The sequence below is a fragment of the Pseudomonas sp. D47 genome (assembly GCF_045447305.1).
Classification (GTDB): domain Bacteria; phylum Pseudomonadota; class Gammaproteobacteria; order Pseudomonadales; family Pseudomonadaceae; genus Aquipseudomonas.
This window is the reverse complement of the sequence record NZ_JBJGXU010000064.1, coordinates 1-16,344: the sequence shown is the minus strand read 5'-3', so window position 1 is coordinate 16,344 and position 16,344 is coordinate 1. Positions and strand designations below refer to the sequence as shown.

The 16,344-nt window shown below is 61.9% G+C and carries 17 protein-coding genes and 4 pseudogenes; 10 read left to right on the top strand and 11 right to left on the bottom strand.

The annotated features are described in order from the left end of the window. Positions 1-142: 142 nt before the first annotated feature. From argE to ACI77I_RS26890, 4 genes are read right to left on the bottom strand one after another with little or no spacing between them, the layout of a single operon-like run. On the bottom strand, positions 143-1,288 hold the full coding sequence (gene argE / locus ACI77I_RS26905; RefSeq protein ID WP_406999246.1) for an acetylornithine deacetylase: 1,146 nt from the start codon (positions 1,286-1,288) through the stop codon (positions 143-145). Then, positions 1,285-1,962 (bottom strand): DUF1028 domain-containing protein, encoded by a 678-nt coding sequence (locus tag ACI77I_RS26900; protein WP_406999244.1) that lies wholly within the window; start codon positions 1,960-1,962, stop codon positions 1,285-1,287. The genes argE and ACI77I_RS26900 overlap by 4 nt, the downstream gene beginning before the upstream one ends. Positions 1,963-1,972: 10 nt before the next feature. Further along, a complete protein-coding gene (locus ACI77I_RS26895) occupies positions 1,973-2,383 on the bottom strand; it encodes a RidA family protein (RefSeq protein WP_003207327.1) in 411 nt (136 codons plus the stop codon). A 24-nt stretch (positions 2,384-2,407) separates the two neighbouring features. Then, entirely contained in the window at positions 2,408-3,739 is a 1,332-nt protein-coding gene (locus ACI77I_RS26890) for a flavin-containing monooxygenase (RefSeq protein ID WP_406980400.1), read from the bottom strand. 153 nt (positions 3,740-3,892) lie between these two features. Here ACI77I_RS26890 and ACI77I_RS26885 point away from each other — a divergent pair, with 153 nt between their 5' ends. The 4 genes from ACI77I_RS26885 to ACI77I_RS26870 all read left to right on the top strand — a co-directional run bounded on the left by ACI77I_RS26885 (position 3,893) and on the right by ACI77I_RS26870 (position 9,188). Beyond that, positions 3,893-4,732 carry a helix-turn-helix transcriptional regulator gene (locus tag ACI77I_RS26885; protein WP_094953437.1) on the top strand — a complete coding sequence of 280 codons (840 nt, stop codon included), beginning with the start codon at positions 3,893-3,895 and terminating at the stop codon, positions 4,730-4,732. A gap of 45 nt (positions 4,733-4,777) precedes the next feature. Next, positions 4,778-6,160, top strand: a complete 1,383-nt coding sequence (locus tag ACI77I_RS26880) for an aspartate aminotransferase family protein (protein WP_242155643.1) — start codon at positions 4,778-4,780, stop codon at positions 6,158-6,160. 119 nt (positions 6,161-6,279) lie between these two features. Continuing rightward, positions 6,280-7,659: an APC family permease gene (locus tag ACI77I_RS26875; RefSeq protein ID WP_242155645.1), complete on the top strand. Its 1,380-nt coding sequence runs from the start codon at positions 6,280-6,282 to the stop codon at positions 7,657-7,659. A 38-nt stretch (positions 7,660-7,697) separates the two neighbouring features. After that, positions 7,698-9,188, top strand: a complete 1,491-nt coding sequence (locus tag ACI77I_RS26870) for an aldehyde dehydrogenase (RefSeq protein WP_406999242.1) — start codon at positions 7,698-7,700, stop codon at positions 9,186-9,188. A gap of 65 nt (positions 9,189-9,253) precedes the next feature. Here ACI77I_RS26870 and ACI77I_RS26865 read toward each other — a convergent pair. After that, positions 9,254-9,340, bottom strand: a pseudogene (locus ACI77I_RS26865) (DNA-binding response regulator); the annotation flags it as partial. Between the two features lie 275 nt (positions 9,341-9,615). Here ACI77I_RS26865 and ACI77I_RS26860 point away from each other — a divergent pair. Next, positions 9,616-10,107, top strand: a complete 492-nt coding sequence (locus ACI77I_RS26860; protein ID WP_242155649.1) for a GNAT family N-acetyltransferase — start codon at positions 9,616-9,618, stop codon at positions 10,105-10,107. Between the two features lie 299 nt (positions 10,108-10,406). On the opposite strand, the gene ACI77I_RS26855 is transcribed toward ACI77I_RS26860, so the two are convergent. Next, positions 10,407-10,892, bottom strand: a complete 486-nt coding sequence (locus ACI77I_RS26855; protein WP_406999240.1) for an HIT family protein — start codon at positions 10,890-10,892, stop codon at positions 10,407-10,409. Between the two features lie 140 nt (positions 10,893-11,032). Here ACI77I_RS26855 and ACI77I_RS26850 point away from each other — a divergent pair, with 140 nt between their 5' ends. Continuing rightward, a complete protein-coding gene (locus ACI77I_RS26850; protein ID WP_094953803.1) occupies positions 11,033-11,362 on the top strand; it encodes a DHCW motif cupin fold protein in 330 nt (109 codons plus the stop codon). Between the two features lie 33 nt (positions 11,363-11,395). On the opposite strand, the pseudogene ACI77I_RS26845 reads toward ACI77I_RS26850, so the two are convergent. The 4 genes and pseudogenes from ACI77I_RS26845 to ACI77I_RS26830 form a co-directional block, all read right to left on the bottom strand. Continuing rightward, positions 11,396-11,584, bottom strand: a pseudogene (locus ACI77I_RS26845) (LysR substrate-binding domain-containing protein); the annotation flags it as partial. Between the two features lie 15 nt (positions 11,585-11,599). Then, positions 11,600-11,944, bottom strand: a pseudogene (locus ACI77I_RS26840) (argininosuccinate lyase); the annotation flags it as partial. 64 nt (positions 11,945-12,008) lie between these two features. Next, on the bottom strand, positions 12,009-12,539 hold the full coding sequence (locus tag ACI77I_RS26835; RefSeq protein WP_256589328.1) for a copper chaperone PCu(A)C: 531 nt from the start codon (positions 12,537-12,539) through the stop codon (positions 12,009-12,011). Next, complete coding sequence (locus ACI77I_RS26830; RefSeq protein ID WP_053255622.1) at positions 12,539-13,147, bottom strand: SCO family protein; 609 nt, start codon at positions 13,145-13,147, stop codon at positions 12,539-12,541. The genes ACI77I_RS26835 and ACI77I_RS26830 overlap by 1 nt, the downstream gene beginning before the upstream one ends. Before the next feature lie 180 nt (positions 13,148-13,327). On the opposite strand from ACI77I_RS26830, the gene ACI77I_RS26825 reads away from it, so the two are divergent. The 3 genes from ACI77I_RS26825 to ACI77I_RS26815 all read left to right on the top strand — a co-directional run bounded on the left by ACI77I_RS26825 (position 13,328) and on the right by ACI77I_RS26815 (position 15,697). After that, the gene (locus ACI77I_RS26825) at positions 13,328-13,711 is read left to right on the top strand and encodes a DUF2946 domain-containing protein (RefSeq protein WP_094953802.1); all 384 of its coding nucleotides are present in this window, start codon (positions 13,328-13,330) and stop codon (positions 13,709-13,711) included. Positions 13,712-13,773: 62 nt separating this feature from the next. Then, complete coding sequence (locus tag ACI77I_RS26820; protein ID WP_094953801.1) at positions 13,774-14,319, top strand: putative natural product biosynthesis protein; 546 nt, start codon at positions 13,774-13,776, stop codon at positions 14,317-14,319. A gap of 196 nt (positions 14,320-14,515) precedes the next feature. Further along, positions 14,516-15,697: a lysozyme inhibitor LprI family protein gene (locus ACI77I_RS26815; RefSeq protein WP_242155657.1), complete on the top strand. Its 1,182-nt coding sequence runs from the start codon at positions 14,516-14,518 to the stop codon at positions 15,695-15,697. 181 nt (positions 15,698-15,878) lie between these two features. Here the strand turns inward: ACI77I_RS26815 and ACI77I_RS26810 are convergent. Next, positions 15,879-15,995, bottom strand: a pseudogene (locus tag ACI77I_RS26810) (peptidase); the annotation flags it as partial. Positions 15,996-16,106: 111 nt separating this feature from the next. Between ACI77I_RS26810 and ACI77I_RS26805 the strand changes: the two are divergent. Continuing rightward, the gene (locus tag ACI77I_RS26805) at positions 16,107-16,313 is read left to right on the top strand and encodes a PLD nuclease N-terminal domain-containing protein (protein ID WP_094953799.1); all 207 of its coding nucleotides are present in this window, start codon (positions 16,107-16,109) and stop codon (positions 16,311-16,313) included. Positions 16,314-16,344 lie beyond the last annotated feature (31 nt).

Below are 16,344 nucleotides of genomic sequence, written 5' to 3'. Positions count from 1 at the left end.
AACAACAGAGATCCACTGTGGGAGCCGGGCTTGCCCGCGATGGTGGTGTGTCAGTTGCCACAGAGGCTGGCTGATACACCGCCATCGCAGGCAAGCCAGCTCCCACAGTAGATGTGTGTTGCCGGGTAGGGGTGTGCTCGGCTCAGGCGCGGATCGAGTCGAGCATGCGCTCTAGCATGGCATCACACCCGGCCAGCTGCGCCACACTCACAAACTCATCCGGCTTGTGCCCCTGGTCCATGCTCCCAGGCCCGCACACCACCGTGGGTATGCCCACCGCGTCAAACAACCCACCCTCAGTGCCAAACGCCACGGTGCCGAAATCCCGGGAGCCGGAAAACGCCGCAATCAACTGCGCCGCCTGGCTGCGCTCATCGGTGACCAGGCCTGGGTAGGCCGACAACTCGGTAAACCGAATCGCGCTCTGCTTGCTGACGGCCTGCATACGCGGCAACACCTGCTGCATGGCGTAGGCTTGCAGTTCCTCAGCCACTTCACCCGGGTCCATCGAGGGCAGCGCGCGCACTTCAAAATCAAACCGGCAATCCGCCGGTACGATATTCAGCGCTTTGCCGCCGGAAATCACCCCGGTCTGCACCGTGCTGAATGGCGGATCAAACCTCGGGTCTTGCTGCTCGCGCAGCCGCTGCCCAATCCGCCCTAGTTCACCGATCAACTCCGCCGCGTGTTCGATGGCATTCACGCCATACGGCGCATACGCCGAGTGGCACGCTTCGCCCTGCACATCACAACGCATCGCGAGCTTGCCCTTGTGGCCGAGCACCGGTTTCAGCTCGGTCGGCTCGCCGATGATGCACAGCATTGGTTTTACCGGGCGCTGTTCCAATACCTTGAGCAACGAACGCACGCCCAGGCAGCCGACTTCCTCGTCGTAAGACAGGGCGATGTGCACCGGCAGGCGCAGGTCTGCCTTGACCAGCGCGGGCACCAGCGCCATCACGCAGGCGATGTAACCCTTCATATCCGCCGTGCCCCGGCCAAACAGCTTGCCGTCGCGCTCGGTCAGCTCGAACGGCGGCACTGTCCACGGCTGCCCATCCACCGGCACCACATCGGTATGGCCCGACAGCACAATGCCCGGCAATTCCACCGGGCCGATGCTGGCGAACAGGTTGGCCTTGCTGCGTTCCTCGTTGTAGACCAACTCACTGGCCACGCCGTAACCCGCCAGGTAATCGCGTGCACACTCGATCAACTGCAGGTTGGATTCGCGGCTGGTGGTGTCAAACCCCACCAGCGTCTGCAGCCACTCGCGGCTGCTGCTCATCGGTCGTCTCCGGCCACGCCGTAGCCGGGCGAGCGGTCGGGGGCGAGGGCGCGGTCGATGTAGTCCTGCACTTGCGGGCGGTAGGCGTCCCAGAGCTTTTGCAGTGCGGCGATCGGCTGTTCCTCGGCCCAATCCACGCGCAGGTTGATGATCGGCCAGGTCAGTTCGCCCACCACCACCAAGGCGGCGGAATGCACCGGGCCGGCTTCGCCACCGGCGGCGATGGCGGCGTGCATCGCGGCCAGCAGGCGGTCGGCCAGTTGGCCTTCGCCGTGTTCGAAGGCTGTGACCATCGCCTCGATCACCGTGCGGTCGGCGAGCATATTGCCGGCGGCCACGCACTGTTCGCCCGAGACGGCATTGTGGGTGCCGAGGGTTTCGCTGCCGCTGAAATGCACGCTGCGGCCCAGGTGATCAATCGCCGTCAGTTGCCGGTATTGGCTGTAGCCGTTGCGGGTCAGGGCGTTGTCGACAGCCTCGGCTGGCGACAGGCCTTGTTCCAACAGGTCGAGCACGTCCGGGCCCAGGGCCGGCAACGTGATGTTTTGGGTCGAGACCGCGCCCACCCCGGGGCGCAGCCACGGGCAGCGGGCGCCCACGGCGATGCTCGATGAGCTGATGGCGATGCCCAGTTGGCCGGTGTCTGCGCAACGGCCGACGATTGAAAAGGTCATGTGCGGCTCCTTATTCGGGAATAACGGCGATCACGTCAATTTCCATCAGCCACTGCGGCTGGCCGAGGGCCGAGACCACCAGCCCGGTGGAGATCGGGAACACGCCTTTGAGCCACTTGCCGACTTCCTGGTACACCGGCTCGCGGTAGCGCGGGTCGATCAGGTAGGTGGTGGTCTTGACGATATGGCTCAGGTCGGAGCCTGCTTCCTCAAGCAGCTGCTTGACGTTTTTCATCGCCTGTTCGGCCTGGGCCCGTGGGTCGCCAAGGCCAATCAGGTTGCCGTCGAAATCAGTGCCGACCTGGCCGCGCACATACACGGTATTGCCGGCGCGCACGGCCTGGCACAGGTCGTTGTCCAGGCTCTGGTTGGGGTAGGTTTCTTTGGTGTTGAACATGCGGATGCGAGTGTGAGTAGGCATCAAAAAAACTCCAGAAAAAGGTGATCAGGCGCTGACAGGTGCTTTGTGAACAACCGGTGCGGCTTCGCGGTACTCGAGGTATTGGCGCTGGATGGCGATGTGGTCGGCCACGTACTTGGCGTCGTGCCACACGCCCCAGATAAACGACGAGCCCCGGCGTGATTGCCACGGCAAACCGAGGAAGTAGATACCCGACTCAGGGGCCACGCCGCGCTGGTGTTGCGGTTTGCCGGCGGCGTCAAACGCATCGACCTTGAGCCAGCTGTAGTCCACGGCAAACCCGGTGGCCCAGATGATCGAGGTGATACCGGCCTTGGCCAGGTCCAGCTCCAGGATTGGCTGTTTGATGCACTCGGCATCCGGGAATACGCGGCGCGCTTCTGGCTCCACGGGCAGGTCGAGGCCGTTGCGCTCGATGTAAGCGTCCGCCGCATCCAGCAGGGCCAGGTAGTTCTCATCGCCGCGCGCCAGGTTGTCGATCAAGTTGGGCTGGAAGCTGGCGGTGGTGCCGTTGAAGGCTTGGGTCAGGCCAACCAGGGTCATGCCTTGCTGGGCCAACTCGCGAAAATCGATGGTCTTGCCGCCGTGGGCGCCGCTCACGGCAATGGTCACGTGCTCGCGGCCGGGTTTCATCGCGGCCTGATCCCACTCGCCCAACACCCCCAGCCACCAGCAGAAATCGCGGTTGCGATAAGCGCGGGGCGGGCGGTCATGGGCGCCGACCGACAGGTACACCTGACGGCCGGAGCGCTGCAATTCATCGGCGATCTGCACGCCGGACGAACCGGCGCCCACCACCAGCACGGCACCGGCCGGCAGTTGTGCGGGGTTGCGGTAGTCGGCGGAGTGGATCTGGTGCAGCGCGGTGTCTTTGGGCGCAATCGCCGGAATCACTGGCTTCTGGAACGGCCCGGTGGCGGCGACCACGCGGTTGGCTTCGATCACGCCTTCGCTGGTGTGCACGGTGAAGCCTGGGCGACCGACATTACGCACCACGGAAATGACGTCCACGCCAGTGCGGATCGGCGCATTGAACTTGCGTGCATAGGCTTCAAAATAATCCGCCACACGCTCTTTTGGCGCGAAGCCATCGGCGGCGACATCATCAAATTCCAGCCCCGGAAAACGGTCATGCCAGGCCGGCCCGTTGGCCACCAACGAATCCCAACGCCCGGTGCGCCAGCGCTCGGCGATGCGGCTGCGCTCCAACACCAGGTGCGGCACGCCTTGCTTGCTCAGGTGCTCGCTCATGGCCACGCCAGCTTGACCGGCTCCCACCACCAGCGTGTCTATTGTTGTTATTGCTTGAGTCATGTGTCTGTCCTTGCGTAATGCAGTTGGATTCAGCTTGGGCATGGCTTCAAGGCTAGGGGGAGGGCGGTTTTTAATAAAATATTATTAAGCTTTGAACAGAGCATAAATATCGAATGCAGGCTCACCCTATCGGGTGATTTCGAGGAGGGGGCGGGTGTGTGACCATCCTTGCAGTTCTTAACGCGAGTCTTTGAAGTGGAAAACGACCGGCTTTCTTCTGCGCAATGGTTCGAACAGATGGCCCGGGTGACCGAGAGCATCGGGCAGTCGGGGTTCGCCGCGACCTTGTTTGAGGCCCTTGGGGTGCTGCAGCCGATCCAGGCCACGACGCTGTATTTCTACCCGCGTGGCGGCATGCCCAGCGCGTTGTTCGAGTTGGATGGGCCGTGGTTGCCACAAGGCAATGTGCGCCAGTACCTGTCGGGGTTCTATTTGCTCGACCCGTTTTACGGCGCCTGCGTGGAGGGCGTCAGTTCCGGGTGTTACGGCCTTGCCGACATTGCCCCTGACCACTTCGAACTCACCGAGTACTTCCAGTCGTTTTACCGGCACTCGCAGCTGGAAGATGAACTCAACTACATCCTGCAATCGAGCAACGGCTCTAGCCTGGCGGTGTCACTGGCCTTTACGCAGAAGCTCGACGCTGCCACCACCGCGCAGTTCAAGCGCATCGCCCCGTGGGTGCTGGCGGTGCTGGGCAAGCATTTTGTCGGCCTGGATGCCCAGGGCGCACGCTTTGAAAACCTGCTAGAGCAGCGCATTCACGCGGCGCTGAACAACTTCGGTTCGTCGATATTGACCGAGCGCGAATGCCGCATCGCCCAGTTGATCCTGCGCGGGCATTCCACGCGCTCATTGGCCGAGCGCCTCGGCGTGTCGGAGGACACCATCAAGTCCCACCGCAAACACATCTACACCAAGCTGGATATCGGCGCGCAGTCGGAACTGTTCGCCTTGTTCATCGACTCGCTGGCCGAAGCCCAGGGCGTGCTGAGTAAAGACCCGCTTGAACGCTACATGAGCAAGAACCGCTAGGCGGTGTTGCTCCTCCTTGCGTCATTACTATAAGAGAGAAAAACCATGAACTTACCCGCCCAACTGAATCGCCGCACCGAGGATTATCAGCGCGCTGATGCGGCCCACCACATCCATGGGTTTGTCGATCAAAAGGCGCTGAATGCCGAAGGCCCGCGTGTGATGGTGCGCGGTGAGGGCCTGTACCTGTGGGACAGCGAAGGCAAGCGCTACCTGGACGGCATGTCCGGCCTGTGGTGCACCCAACTGGGCTATGGTCGCCGGGATTTGACCGCCGCTGCCGCCGCGCAGATGGATCAGTTGGCGTACTACAACATGTTCTTTCACACCACCCACCCGGCGGTGATCGAGCTGTCGGAACTGCTGTTCAGCCTGTTGCCGGGGCATTACAGCCACGTGATCTACACCAACTCCGGCTCCGAGGCCAACGAGGTGTTGATCCGTACCGTGCGCCGCTATTGGCAAGTGGTCGGCCAGCCGCAGAAAAAGATCATGATCGGCCGCTGGAACGGCTATCACGGCTCGACCTTGGCGGCGTCTGCGCTGGGCGGCATGAAGTTCATGCACGAGATGGGCGGGATGATTCCCGACGTCGCGCACATTGATGAACCTTACTGGTATGCCCATGGCGGCGAACTGACGCCGGCCGAGTTTGGCCGCCGCTGCGCCCTGCAGTTGGAAGAAAAAATCCTCGAGCTGGGCGCCGAGAACGTCGCGGGGTTTATCGCCGAACCGTTCCAGGGCGCGGGCGGGATGATTTTCCCACCTGAAAGCTACTGGCCTGAGATTCAGCGCATTTGCCGCCAATACGACGTGCTGCTGTGCGCCGACGAGGTGATTGGTGGCTTTGGCCGTACCGGCGAATGGTTCGCCCATCAACACTTCGGCTTTGAGCCGGACACCTTGTCGATCGCCAAGGGCCTGACCTCCGGTTACCTGCCGATGGGCGGCCTGGTGTTGAGCAAGCGCATCGCCGAGGCGCTGGTGGAGCAGGGCGGAGTGTTCGCCCACGGGCTGACCTATTCCGGGCACCCGGTGGCGGCGGCCGTGGCGCTGGCCAACCTCAAGGCCCTGCGCGATGAAGGCATCGTGCGCCAGGTCAAGAACGACACCGGGCCGTACTTGCAGAGCTTGCTGCATGAAGTGTTCGGCAACCACCCGATGGTCGGCGAGATCCAGGGCGCAGGCCTGCTCGGGGCCCTGCAGTTCGTTGAAGACAAGGCCACGCGCAAACGCTTCGACAATGAAAACGACCTGGCCTGGCAGTGCCGCACCTTTGGCTTTGAGGAGGGCGTGATCATCCGCTCCACGCTCGGGCGCATGATCATGGCGCCGGCACTGGTGGCCACGCGCGCGGAGCTGGACGAGCTGGTCGACAAGACCCGCATCGCGGTTGATCGCACCGCACGGATCGCGGGAAAGCTGTGAAGTGACCTGCTCACCCCCACGCACGGGGTGGTGAGCACCCTCCATCAGACATCGCTTGAACGGCAGCCGATGCCATCGACTGCCGCGACGGCCTGCATCCCGATTTCCAGGAGTCACCCATGAATACAATAACAAGCGTGGCCGAAACTCCCTCCCATCACCGCGCGCCCAAAGCCGCTTCGACCCGCAAGTTTCGCCAGCCGCTGGGCCTGGTCGGGCTGGTGCTGTTCGGTCTTGCGTACATGGTGCCGCTGGCGGTGTTTACCACCTATGGGCTGGTAACCCAAATGACCAAGGGCCACTTGCCCACCGCCTATATGCTGACCCTCGCCGCCATGCTGCTGACGGCCTACAGCTATGGGCGCATGGTGCAGGCGCATCCCTTTTCCGGCTCGGTGTATTCCTATACCCGCAAGGCGTTTGGCGCGTATTTCGGCTTTATCGCTGGCTGGACCTTGCTGCTCGACTACATCTTCTTGCCGCTGCTGAGTTATTTGCTGATCGGCATCTACCTGTCCGAATACTTCCCCGGCGTGCCCACTTCCGTGTGGGTGCTCGGCTCGATTGCGCTGGTCACGGCGCTGAACCTGGTGGGCATCGAGTCCATCACCCGGGTCAACTGGATACTCATCGTCGCCCAGTTGGTGTTCATCGTAGTGTTCGTGGCGTTGTCGGTGCACACCCTCAGCGGGCAGCCCGCGCCGGTTTCGCTGTTGGCGCCGTTCCATCATGAAGGCTTCAGCCCGCCGTTGATCATGGCGGGCGCGGCGGTGCTGTGCCTGTCCTTTCTGGGCTTTGATGCGGTGTCGACCATGGCCGAGGAAACCCCCAACCCGCGCCGCACTATCCCGCTGGCGATCATGGTGGTGTCGCTGTTTGGCGGCCTGCTGTTTTTGCTGGTGTCGTATTTCGCGCAACTGGTGTTCCCGGAATGGAACAGCTTTGTCGACCCGGATTCGGCGTCGGTGGACGTGATGCGCCGCGTGGGCGGCGAACTGCTGGTGACGGCCTTTACCGCCACCTATGTGGCGGGCTGTTTCGCCTCGGCGATGGTCTCCCAGGCGAGTGTGTCGCGGGTGTTGTTCGCCATGGGGCGCGACGGCGCGCTGCCGCGGGTGCTGGGCAAACTGGTGACGAAAAAACGCGTGCCGGCCACGGCGATTGTGCTGGTCAGCCTGTTCTCGTTGATTGCCCTGTTCATCACCCTGGACACCGTGGCCAACATGATCAGCTTCGGTGCATTGTTCGCGTTTTCGGCGGTGAACCTGGCGGTGATCAAGCATTACCTGCTCGACCAGAAGTTACGCGGCACCCGCAATTACCTGTTGTACGCCGCGTTGCCGGGCCTGGGGTTCCTCAGCACCGTGTGGCTGTGGACCAGCCTGTCCAGCATGTCTTTCACGATCGGCCTGTGCTGGATGGGGGTTGGCCTCCTTTGTTTGCTGGGCATTACCCGAGGTTTTAGCGTGAAGATGCCGGAACTGCAGATCGCTGAATAAACCCCGCGCTATCCATCGATATTTATTGGGAGTACACCGTGTTCGACCTTAATTACTGGCAACAGCGTGTTGCCCGCCAGACCTTCATCGACACTGCCTTGATCGGTGGCCAACCCGTCAACGCGGCTGGCGGCGCGACGTTCGACGCCATCAACCCGGCCACCAATCAGCTGCTGGCGCGTGTTGCCGCCTGTGGCGAGGCCGAGGTTGACCTGGCTGTGCGCAGCGCGCGCCAGGCCTTCGACACCGGCCCTTGGCGGCGCATGCCGCCGCTGGAACGCAAGAAGGTCCTGATCAAGCTCGCCGAGTTGCTGATGGCCCACCGCGAAGAGCTGGCGCTGCTTGATTCGCTGAACATGGGCAAGCCGGTGATGGATGCCTACACCATTGACGTGCCCGGCGCCGCGCATGTGTTTGCCTGGTACGGCGAAGCCCTCGACAAAATCTACGATCAGGTCGCGCCCACCGCGCGCAATGCGCTGGCGACTATCACGCGTGAAGCGTTGGGCGTAATTGCAGCCGTGGTGCCGTGGAATTTCCCACTCGACATGGCCGCCTGGAAGCTCGCACCGGCGTTGGCAGCCGGTAACAGCGTGGTGTTGAAACCCGCCGAGCAGTCGCCATTTTCTGCCCTGCGCCTGGCCCAGCTTGCCCTGGAGGCAGGTATCCCAGAGGGCGTTTTGAACGTGGTGCCAGGCCTCGGTGAACATGCCGGCAAGGCGCTGGGCCTGCACCCGGACGTGGATGGCCTGGTGTTCACCGGCTCCACCCAGGTCGGCAAATACTTTATGCAGTATGCAGCTCAATCCAACTTGAAGCAGGTGTGGCTGGAGTGTGGGGGCAAGAGCCCGAACCTGGTGTTCGACGACTGCCAGGACCTGGACCTGGCGGCAGAGAAGGCCGCCTTCGGGATTTTTTTCAACCAGGGCGAGGTGTGTTCGGCCAACTCGCGGTTGTATGTGCAGCGCTCCATCCATGACGAGTTCGTTGAGCGCCTGATTGCCAAGTCGCACGCCTGGATGCCGGGTGATCCGCTGAACCCCGCCAGCGCTGCCGGTGCAATTGTCGACCGTGAGCAGACCGCACGCATCATGCACGCCATCAGTCAGGCCCAGGGCGAGGGCGCCAGGCTGTTGTGCGGGGGCGAACAGGTGACCCTCAATGGTTCATCAAACTTTATCCAGCCGACCATTTTTGGCGGTGTGACCCGCGACATGCAGCTCTCGCGTGATGAAGTGTTCGGCCCGGTGCTGGCCGTTAGCGCGTTTGACACGGAAGAGCAGGCGATCCAGCTAGCCAATGACAGCCTCTATGGCTTGGCGGCGTCGGTGTGGAGTGATGACCTCAACCGCGCCCATCGTGTTGCGCGGGCCTTGAATGCCGGCACTGTGTCGGTCAACACCGTCGACGCCCTGGATGTTACGGTGCCGTTCGGCGGTGGCAAGCAGTCCGGCTTCGGCCGTGATTTGTCGCTGCATTCATTCGACAAGTACACCCAGCTGAAAACCACCTGGTTCCAGTTACGCTGACTCAGGCGGCCAGCCGGTCGTGCATTCATGGGGGCACGACGACTCAGCCCTGGCAGGAAAAACGCCTAGAACTCCCCGGAGTACTTGCCCTCAGCCGCAGCCCGCGAGGGCACCCTCAAGCTGCGCAGCAGCGATGACACGTGAATGCGCACTTGAGGTGATCTTCGGAGGGTTTCATATTGCTGCAGCCGGCAGCGCCAATGATCAATGCGCCCAACAGGGTGAGGCGGGTAACGGAGGAGTGCCGTTTCATGGTGTTTCTTCCTTGGGTTTGTTATGGTTTTTTCAGCGCGCACCGCGCCCACGCGCGATAAATTCACGGTGCCAGGGGGCGTTGGAAGTGCCGCGGAATATAGCGCCGCCGGGCAAAGGGATCGATTAGCACCAGTGTGCTAATCGCACGATGAGTTCATGGACGGAGAAAGCAATGCTAGAGATCAAACGCGCCACCCCAGAGGACGCCCAGGCGGCGTTCGACATTCGCCTGTTGGCCATCCGCAGCCAATGCATCGGCGCCTACACCCGCGAACAAATGCTGCTGTGGACCCGCGGCCGCGCCGAAGACGGTTACAGCGTGCTGATGGACAAGCCGTTTTACCTGGGCTGGGTGAACAATGAACCCGTGATCACCGGGATGCTCGACCCCGACAACAACGAAGTGGGCGCGTTGTTCGTGCTACCTGAGTTTGCCGGACGGGGGTATGGCAAGGCGATGCTTGACCATTTGGAAGGGGTTGCGCGGGAACTTGCGATTGAAGAAGTGGTGCTGGATGCGACGCTGAATGCGGCGAGCTTCTACAGAGCCTACGGTTATGTGGGCGAGGAGCAGGCGGTGTATCACTCGCCGTCGGGGCTGGAATTGGCGTGCATCCCGATGACCAAGCGACTCATTGCTAGGGATGCGATCAGCGCCAGCTAACACAGGTGCTCCCACAGGGGATCAGCTTTGTCGGTCAGGTCTCGGTTCGCAGGGCCATTGCGGCGCATGCAGATCTCTTCAGCAACACTGCTCCAATGTGGGAGCTGTCGAGCCCCAGCGAGGCTGCGATAGCGGTGGGGCAGGCGACAACTGTGCTGACAGTGCCGCCGCCTTAGCAGCCTCGCTAAAGCTCGACAGCTCCCACAGGGGATCAGCTTTGTCGGTCAGGTCTCGGTTCGCAGGGCCATTGCGGCGCATGCAGAGCTTTTCAGCAACACTGCTCCCACAAGGGATCGGGGTCAGGCTTGAAGGGCGGTGCGCAACCGCTCGATCACCCGGCCAACCGACCCCCCTTGAACCGCCGGCGGTGTCGGGCTCTCGCTAAACTCGCGCCACACAAACAGTGTCAATTCAGCCCCATCGGTCAGCGCCTGCGCCTGTTCCGGGGCACCAAAATTTTGCAGCACGCGGTAGCGCTGATCCTGCCAAAACGCTTGCTCCACCCAGTCATACACTGGGATGAAATGAAAGTGCAGCGGGAAGCCGGGCATGTGCCCGTAGCGGCTGATATACAGCCATTTCGGCTGGAGCTGCGCCTCGATCACCCGTTGGGTTTTAGCCAGTAAGCCCCCCAGTTCCGCCAGCGCTGCGTCCGGCATGTCGGCGAGGGAATCGATGGGGGCCTTGGCGCCCAGTATCAGGTAGCCCGGCAGCTTCGACGCAAGGTGATGGTTGAGCCGCCAGTGCTCGGTCTCGTGAAGGATGAAAGCGGGGTCGATCTGCATAAGCACGCGTCCGTGAGGGCAGGGCGGGTAGGTTAACAAGCATGGGCGCCTGTATCTCACAAAAGCCGTCGATCTGTGTCTACCGCTGCGCGTTTCAGGCAGATAGGGTCGTGCCACGTTAACTGACGACCGAGCCCACCATGGAACTGACTGCTGTCCCGTTTGGCACCACCGACTGGTCCACCGTCGAACCCGAACTTCACCCGGGCGTTACCGGCAGTGCCCTGTGGCGTACTTGCCACTTCGGCACGACCCGTGTGCGCATGGTCGAGTACACCCCCGGTTACTTGGCCGATCACTGGTGCTGGCGCGGGCATGTGTTGCTGTGTCTCGAAGGGGAACTGCACACCGAATTGGAAGACGGCCGCCAGTTCACGCTGACGGCCGGGATGAGTTACCAGGTGGGCAATGACATGGAAGGCCATCGCTCATCCACCCGCAGTGGGGCGAAGCTGTTTATTGTGGATTGAGCCTTACCCTTTGCGATACACCGCCCCCAACTCGGAGGCCGGCACCACCGAGATGCCTTCGCCGGCCGCCACTAGGCTGACGTTGGTCAGCATGCGTTCCACTTCAAAGGCAATCGTGGGTTCGAAATCGGCGTTCTGGCAGGCCTTGATCAGGTTGGCGTACATGCCCGGCGCGCCGGGGTGGCGAACCAGGATGAAGCGTTCATCCTTGAGCGCGCCGAGTGGGGTGGTGCTGTTGCGCATCAGCAAGCCCGGGTTGCGCTCTTGCGGCATGGCGCTGCTGGTGTAGGTGGCTTCTTCATCCAGTAACAACCACGGGCGGATCTGGTGATATTGGGTGTGGATGTCGCCAATCATCGCGCCCACACGAATCGCCGATGATGACGCCAGGTTGGCCGCCTCGATGGGAATGTCGTAGGTGGAGACTTGGCTCGAATCCAGCGAGTTCTCGTGCACGCCATCAAAGTCCAGCCGCTCGGCCAGGCGCTGGCGGTTCAGCGGGTAAGCTGAGTTCGCCAGCACGGCGGTGCCCATCGGGCTTTTGTCCAAGCGCGTGTACAGCTCGCGGGTGCGTTGGCCATCAGGGCAAGCCCACTCGCCACAACAACCCGCTCGCCACGGCAGCCTCCCTCACCGCCGAAGCGGTTTAGTGCATCTTGCCGTGGTCCATGCCGTTCTCGCCGTCTTGGCCGTCTTGGCCATTCTGACCATGCATGCCATGTTTGCCATCCATACCGTTCAACCCACGCGCCGGCGCTTTCACTTCAATCACCTGCTTCTCACCCTTGGCGTTCTCTACGGTCAAGGTCAAAGGCACCTGATCACCTTCCTTGATCTGCCCAGTCAGCCCCATCAGCATCACGTGATAACCGTTCGGGTCCAGCTTGACCGCTTTACCCGCAGGCAACGCCACCGAGTCCACCGGCCCCATGCGCATCACGTCATCCTTCATGCTCATCTCATGGATCTGCGCATCCTTGGCTACCGGCGACGCTACGCTGAGCAGTTTGCTGTCGCTGTCGGCGGTGACGGTCATGAAGGCGCCGCTGGACGTTTGGCCCGCTACGGTGGCGCGTACCCACGCGTCGCTCACTTGTACCTGGGCACTGGCGTGGGCAGCGAGGCCCAGCAGCGTCAGGCCGAAAGTAAAGCGCTTGAGGTGTTGAACGGCAGTCATTAGCAGACCTCCATGACGGTGAGCAGGTCTTCTGCGCACTCTTTAGCGGTAAGGGATGCCGACAGGCCCAGGCGTAGGTTGCCACGGGTGTCGAAGACGAAACTGGTCGAGGTGTGCGACAAGGTATAGGTGTCACCGGCAGGGATCTTTTCATAAAAGATCCCGAACTCCTTGGCGGCCACGGCGATTTCTTCCGGGGTGCCGTACAGCGCTTCGAAGCTGGGGTCGAAGGCCTTCACGTACCTGTCGAGCAATTCCGGTGTGTCGCGCTCGGGGTCGAGGGTGATGAACACCACTTGCATGATCTCGCCATCGCGGCCCATCAGCTTCTTGGCTTGGGCGGCGCGGGCCAGGGTGGTTGGGCACACGGCCGGGCACTGGGTGAAACCAAAGAACACCACTGGCATCAGGCCACGGAACGAGCTCAGGGTGACGGTTTCGCCGTCGGTGTTCTTGAGCTTGAAGGTGCGGCCCATGATCTTGTCACTGAGGTCCTTGCCGTACTTGAAGTTCAGCTTGGGGCTGTAGTCACAGCCGCCCAGCAGGCTGCCCAGACCCAACAGGCCCATACCGGTCAGCACTTTGCGGCGGGTGAATAACGTACTCATTAACTGTGCATCCTGTGAAACGCCTGCATTGCTCTGGATCTACATAACAGGCTTTGAAAAGGAGTAATGATGCGGGCGCACAGTCTACCAACCCCGGCCAGCCCACGTAATCTGCGACGTTCTGCCACAGGGGCGCGCGGTGCTTCATCCCTTTGGGGCTTCGGTGGTAGAGTCGCCGCCATGAAATTGAGCCACCCTGACCGTTCGCTGATCGCCTGGGCCCTGTACTTTTGCGTGCTGATGAACGTGTTCGCCTGTGGTTTGGGGCATGGGCAGATGATGGGCCAACAGCTCAATGGCATCGGCGGGGCCTTCTGTTCGGTGGACGGTAGCCAGGCGCCACTTTCCGACAAAGGGTTGGGAAACCCGTCTTCCAGCAACATCTCGAACTACTTTGCCTGCCCGGTGTGCTCCGCCGTGACCGTGGCCATCGTGTTCCTCATCGGCCTGGCCTGGCTGTTGAGTCTCCAGCAAACCCCGCGCCCGGCCCATGAGCGGCGCAACAAGGCGCCGCCGCGATATTCCTGGCCCTCAGCCAACCCCCGCGCTTCCCCCGCATTCTGACGTGTGCCTTGGGCTTCCTGTGATCAGGAGGCGTTCTATCGTCACGACTGTGAGTGCGTTTGATGAACCATCTATTGCCTGCAGGCGCCAGCCGCCTGGTCAGCAAGGCGTCCCGTCGCTTGCGCGCGGAACCGACACTGCCTGAATACCCCAGCAATTCCCGCTGCTTCGTGCACCTGGATGCGCGTTTGTTGCCGTATTGGCACACCTTGTTCGACATCTGCCCGGCGCTGCTCAAGCTCGACCCGCCCGAGGGGTTGAACCTGTTTCGCAGCTTCATGATCTGGGCCTATCACAACCAGCCACCGCAGGACTGGACGTATCACCTGAACGTCTGCCGCTGGCTGCTGGGCTCGGCGTACCGCGCGCAGATTGACGAGGAGCCCATCGAGGCCTTCATGGCGGCTGCGGCTGCGTGTTGGATAAGCACCGATGACAGCCAGGCCCAAGGGGTGGTTCTGGCCTGGCGGGGGTCAAGGATTTTTGACTGGAAAGGTGCCGCCGTTGCGGGCGCTGAACATCAAGTGTTGCCGGCGAGTGCAGGCGACTTTGCCTGGAGCCCGCTGACCCGACAGGGCGGCTTCAGCGGCTGGTTGCCGGTGCCTTGAGGTGGCGGCCAATCCATTGCGACGCTGGTCACGGTGATGTGCAACTGAGCGTTGAAGGTTACGGCGGCCAGGTTCGCGAGCAAGGTCGGCACTTCAGGCGCGGGAGCGCTTCGATGCGACCCGGCACGAAGCTTTGTGATCGGCGTGTCAGCGCTGCACAATACGCGCCTCGAAAGGACCTCTGGCAAGGAATGTGATGGACTACTCGGTTAAATCGTTGTGCCCGCTGATGGGGATGGCCGCTGCACTGCTGTGTGCCGCAGCGCCGGCCGGGGCTGCGTCGTATGACTGCAAAAAGGCCACCACGCCTGTCGAGCAGACCCTCTGCGCCAACCCGGAGCTGAGCCGCCTCGACGGCATGCTCGGCGAGCATTACCTGAGTGCGATGGGCAAGCTCAAGGGCCCGCAACGCGACGCGTTGCGCAATGCTCAGCGAGCCTGGCTGAAAACCCGTGATGCCTGCGGCACCGACCCGGCCTGCTTGCAGCCATTGCTGAGCAAACGGTTGATTGAGGTGGGCCAACTCACCCAGCCGCACACCGCCGAGCTGGATGCGATCATCGCCAGCATTCCTGATCATCCAGCAGACGCCGCTCAGGGCTTGCGACGTTTTCCCCAGAGTGAACTGGCGGCCGCCTGGTTGGTGTACCTGCAACGCTTTGAACCGCAGAGCGGCGTCACCGCCCAAGAAGCCGAAGAAAAACGCCAGCAGGTACTCGCGGTGCTCAAGACCGACAGCTATCCATGGGAGATTTTCCAGGACCTGGACAGCGACCCGGTATTCAGCCGCGACCGCATCACCCTGACGCTGTTACGCATGATGGTCGAACGGGCACAGTACGAAGTGTTCGCCGACCAGCGTGCGTATGTGCACTGCTTCGTCTTCAGCCGTCACGGCGCAGACGCCTATGAGGCATTCGGGCCGCTGTATGGTTCGACCCGCGACAGCTTCGCGCCGTTGTGCGCGCCGCAAGGCGAGCTGTTCAAGCAAGCGCCGTGGCAGCAATTGGACGCGGGCTTTGACCCTGCTATTGCGACCGCCAGCGGCAACAGCGGCACTATTCGTTTTGCGAGCTATGCCGAGTGGCGGCGCCTGGATTTGCGTGCGACGGTATCGCCGCGCGACTTTCTCAAACCGGTGGAGGGCGCAGAAGACCCTGAACCGGCCATGCGCAGTTGGAACGATGAAAAGTCATGGCCGAGCAAATCGCGCACGCTGGCGCTGGCTGCGGTCGAACCGGCTCGGCAAGTCACCGCCGCGTGGCTGCAGAGTGAGCGTGGTTTCTCTGTGGAGGAGGCGCAGGTGGCGGCACGAGAAATCGTCCGCCAGTGGCTGGAGAAGCGCCTGGCTTTTATCGGCGAGTCAGGCGGTGAATAGGTAGCGGTTAGCTGTCGCTTCGCGGCGCCTTTTTCTTAGTCTTCTAGCTGGCAGGCTGTTTGAGTGATGAAACGCGGGTAGAGGCCTTTTCTTTTGGCGCTGTTTCAGCCTTCTTGTCGCTGTCGCACGGGCTTCTGGCGTAGGTGCCCGGAGGCAGGGCGGAGCCGGCGGCGCTGTTGCCGCTCAGCGAGTTCTTCAAGCTCGACAGGTATTCGCGCAGACGTGGGTGGCCCACCGAACGCTGGTTGAAATTCCCGCTCATCGGGTGGATTAAAAAACGTGAGTGCGGTGAGTCTAGAAGGTCGCGCAGGATTAGCCGCAACCGTTGGGCGAGAGCGCCTGGGTGCAAATCGGATGGAACCCTGGAGCCATACGGCTGACCTAATGCATAGACCTCAGGAGGTGAACTATGCAATTGGAAACTATCTGGATCATTTTGGCCGTGATTCTGCTGATCTTGGAATTGTGGGCGATCAACGTCGTCTTGCGCAGCACCGGTGGCTGGGAGACCAAGGGGTTGTGGTTGATCATTCTGATTTTCGTGCCGCTGTTCGGGCTGATCGTGTGGGCGATGTTCGGGCCCAAACGTGAGATGGCTGATCAGCGTAAAAGCTGAACTTAAGCACCACAGTAAACAGGCGCCCTCG

Bases quoted from the DNA above. Each gene is read 5' to 3' on its own strand.
- argE (WP_406999246.1), bottom strand. From the start codon at position 1,288: ATGAGCAGCAGCCGCGAGTGGCTGCAGACGCTGGTGGGGTTTGACACC.
- ACI77I_RS26900 (WP_406999244.1), bottom strand. From the start codon at position 1,962: ATGACCTTTTCAATCGTCGGCCGTTGCGCAGACACCGGCCAACTGGGC.
- ACI77I_RS26895 (WP_003207327.1), bottom strand. From the start codon at position 2,383: ATGCCTACTCACACTCGCATCCGCATGTTCAACACCAAAGAAACCTAC.
- ACI77I_RS26890 (WP_406980400.1), bottom strand. From the start codon at position 3,739: ATGCCCAAGCTGAATCCAACTGCATTACGCAAGGACAGACACATGACT.
- ACI77I_RS26880 (WP_242155643.1), top strand. From the start codon at position 4,778: ATGAACTTACCCGCCCAACTGAATCGCCGCACCGAGGATTATCAGCGC.
- ACI77I_RS26875 (WP_242155645.1), top strand. From the start codon at position 6,280: ATGAATACAATAACAAGCGTGGCCGAAACTCCCTCCCATCACCGCGCG.
- ACI77I_RS26860 (WP_242155649.1), top strand. From the start codon at position 9,616: ATGCTAGAGATCAAACGCGCCACCCCAGAGGACGCCCAGGCGGCGTTC.
- ACI77I_RS26855 (WP_406999240.1), bottom strand. From the start codon at position 10,892: ATGCAGATCGACCCCGCTTTCATCCTTCACGAGACCGAGCACTGGCGG.
- ACI77I_RS26850 (WP_094953803.1), top strand. From the start codon at position 11,033: ATGGAACTGACTGCTGTCCCGTTTGGCACCACCGACTGGTCCACCGTC.
- ACI77I_RS26835 (WP_256589328.1), bottom strand. From the start codon at position 12,539: ATGACTGCCGTTCAACACCTCAAGCGCTTTACTTTCGGCCTGACGCTG.
- ACI77I_RS26830 (WP_053255622.1), bottom strand. From the start codon at position 13,147: ATGAGTACGTTATTCACCCGCCGCAAAGTGCTGACCGGTATGGGCCTG.
- ACI77I_RS26825 (WP_094953802.1), top strand. From the start codon at position 13,328: ATGAAATTGAGCCACCCTGACCGTTCGCTGATCGCCTGGGCCCTGTAC.
- ACI77I_RS26820 (WP_094953801.1), top strand. From the start codon at position 13,774: ATGAACCATCTATTGCCTGCAGGCGCCAGCCGCCTGGTCAGCAAGGCG.
- ACI77I_RS26815 (WP_242155657.1), top strand. From the start codon at position 14,516: ATGGACTACTCGGTTAAATCGTTGTGCCCGCTGATGGGGATGGCCGCT.
- ACI77I_RS26805 (WP_094953799.1), top strand. From the start codon at position 16,107: ATGCAATTGGAAACTATCTGGATCATTTTGGCCGTGATTCTGCTGATC.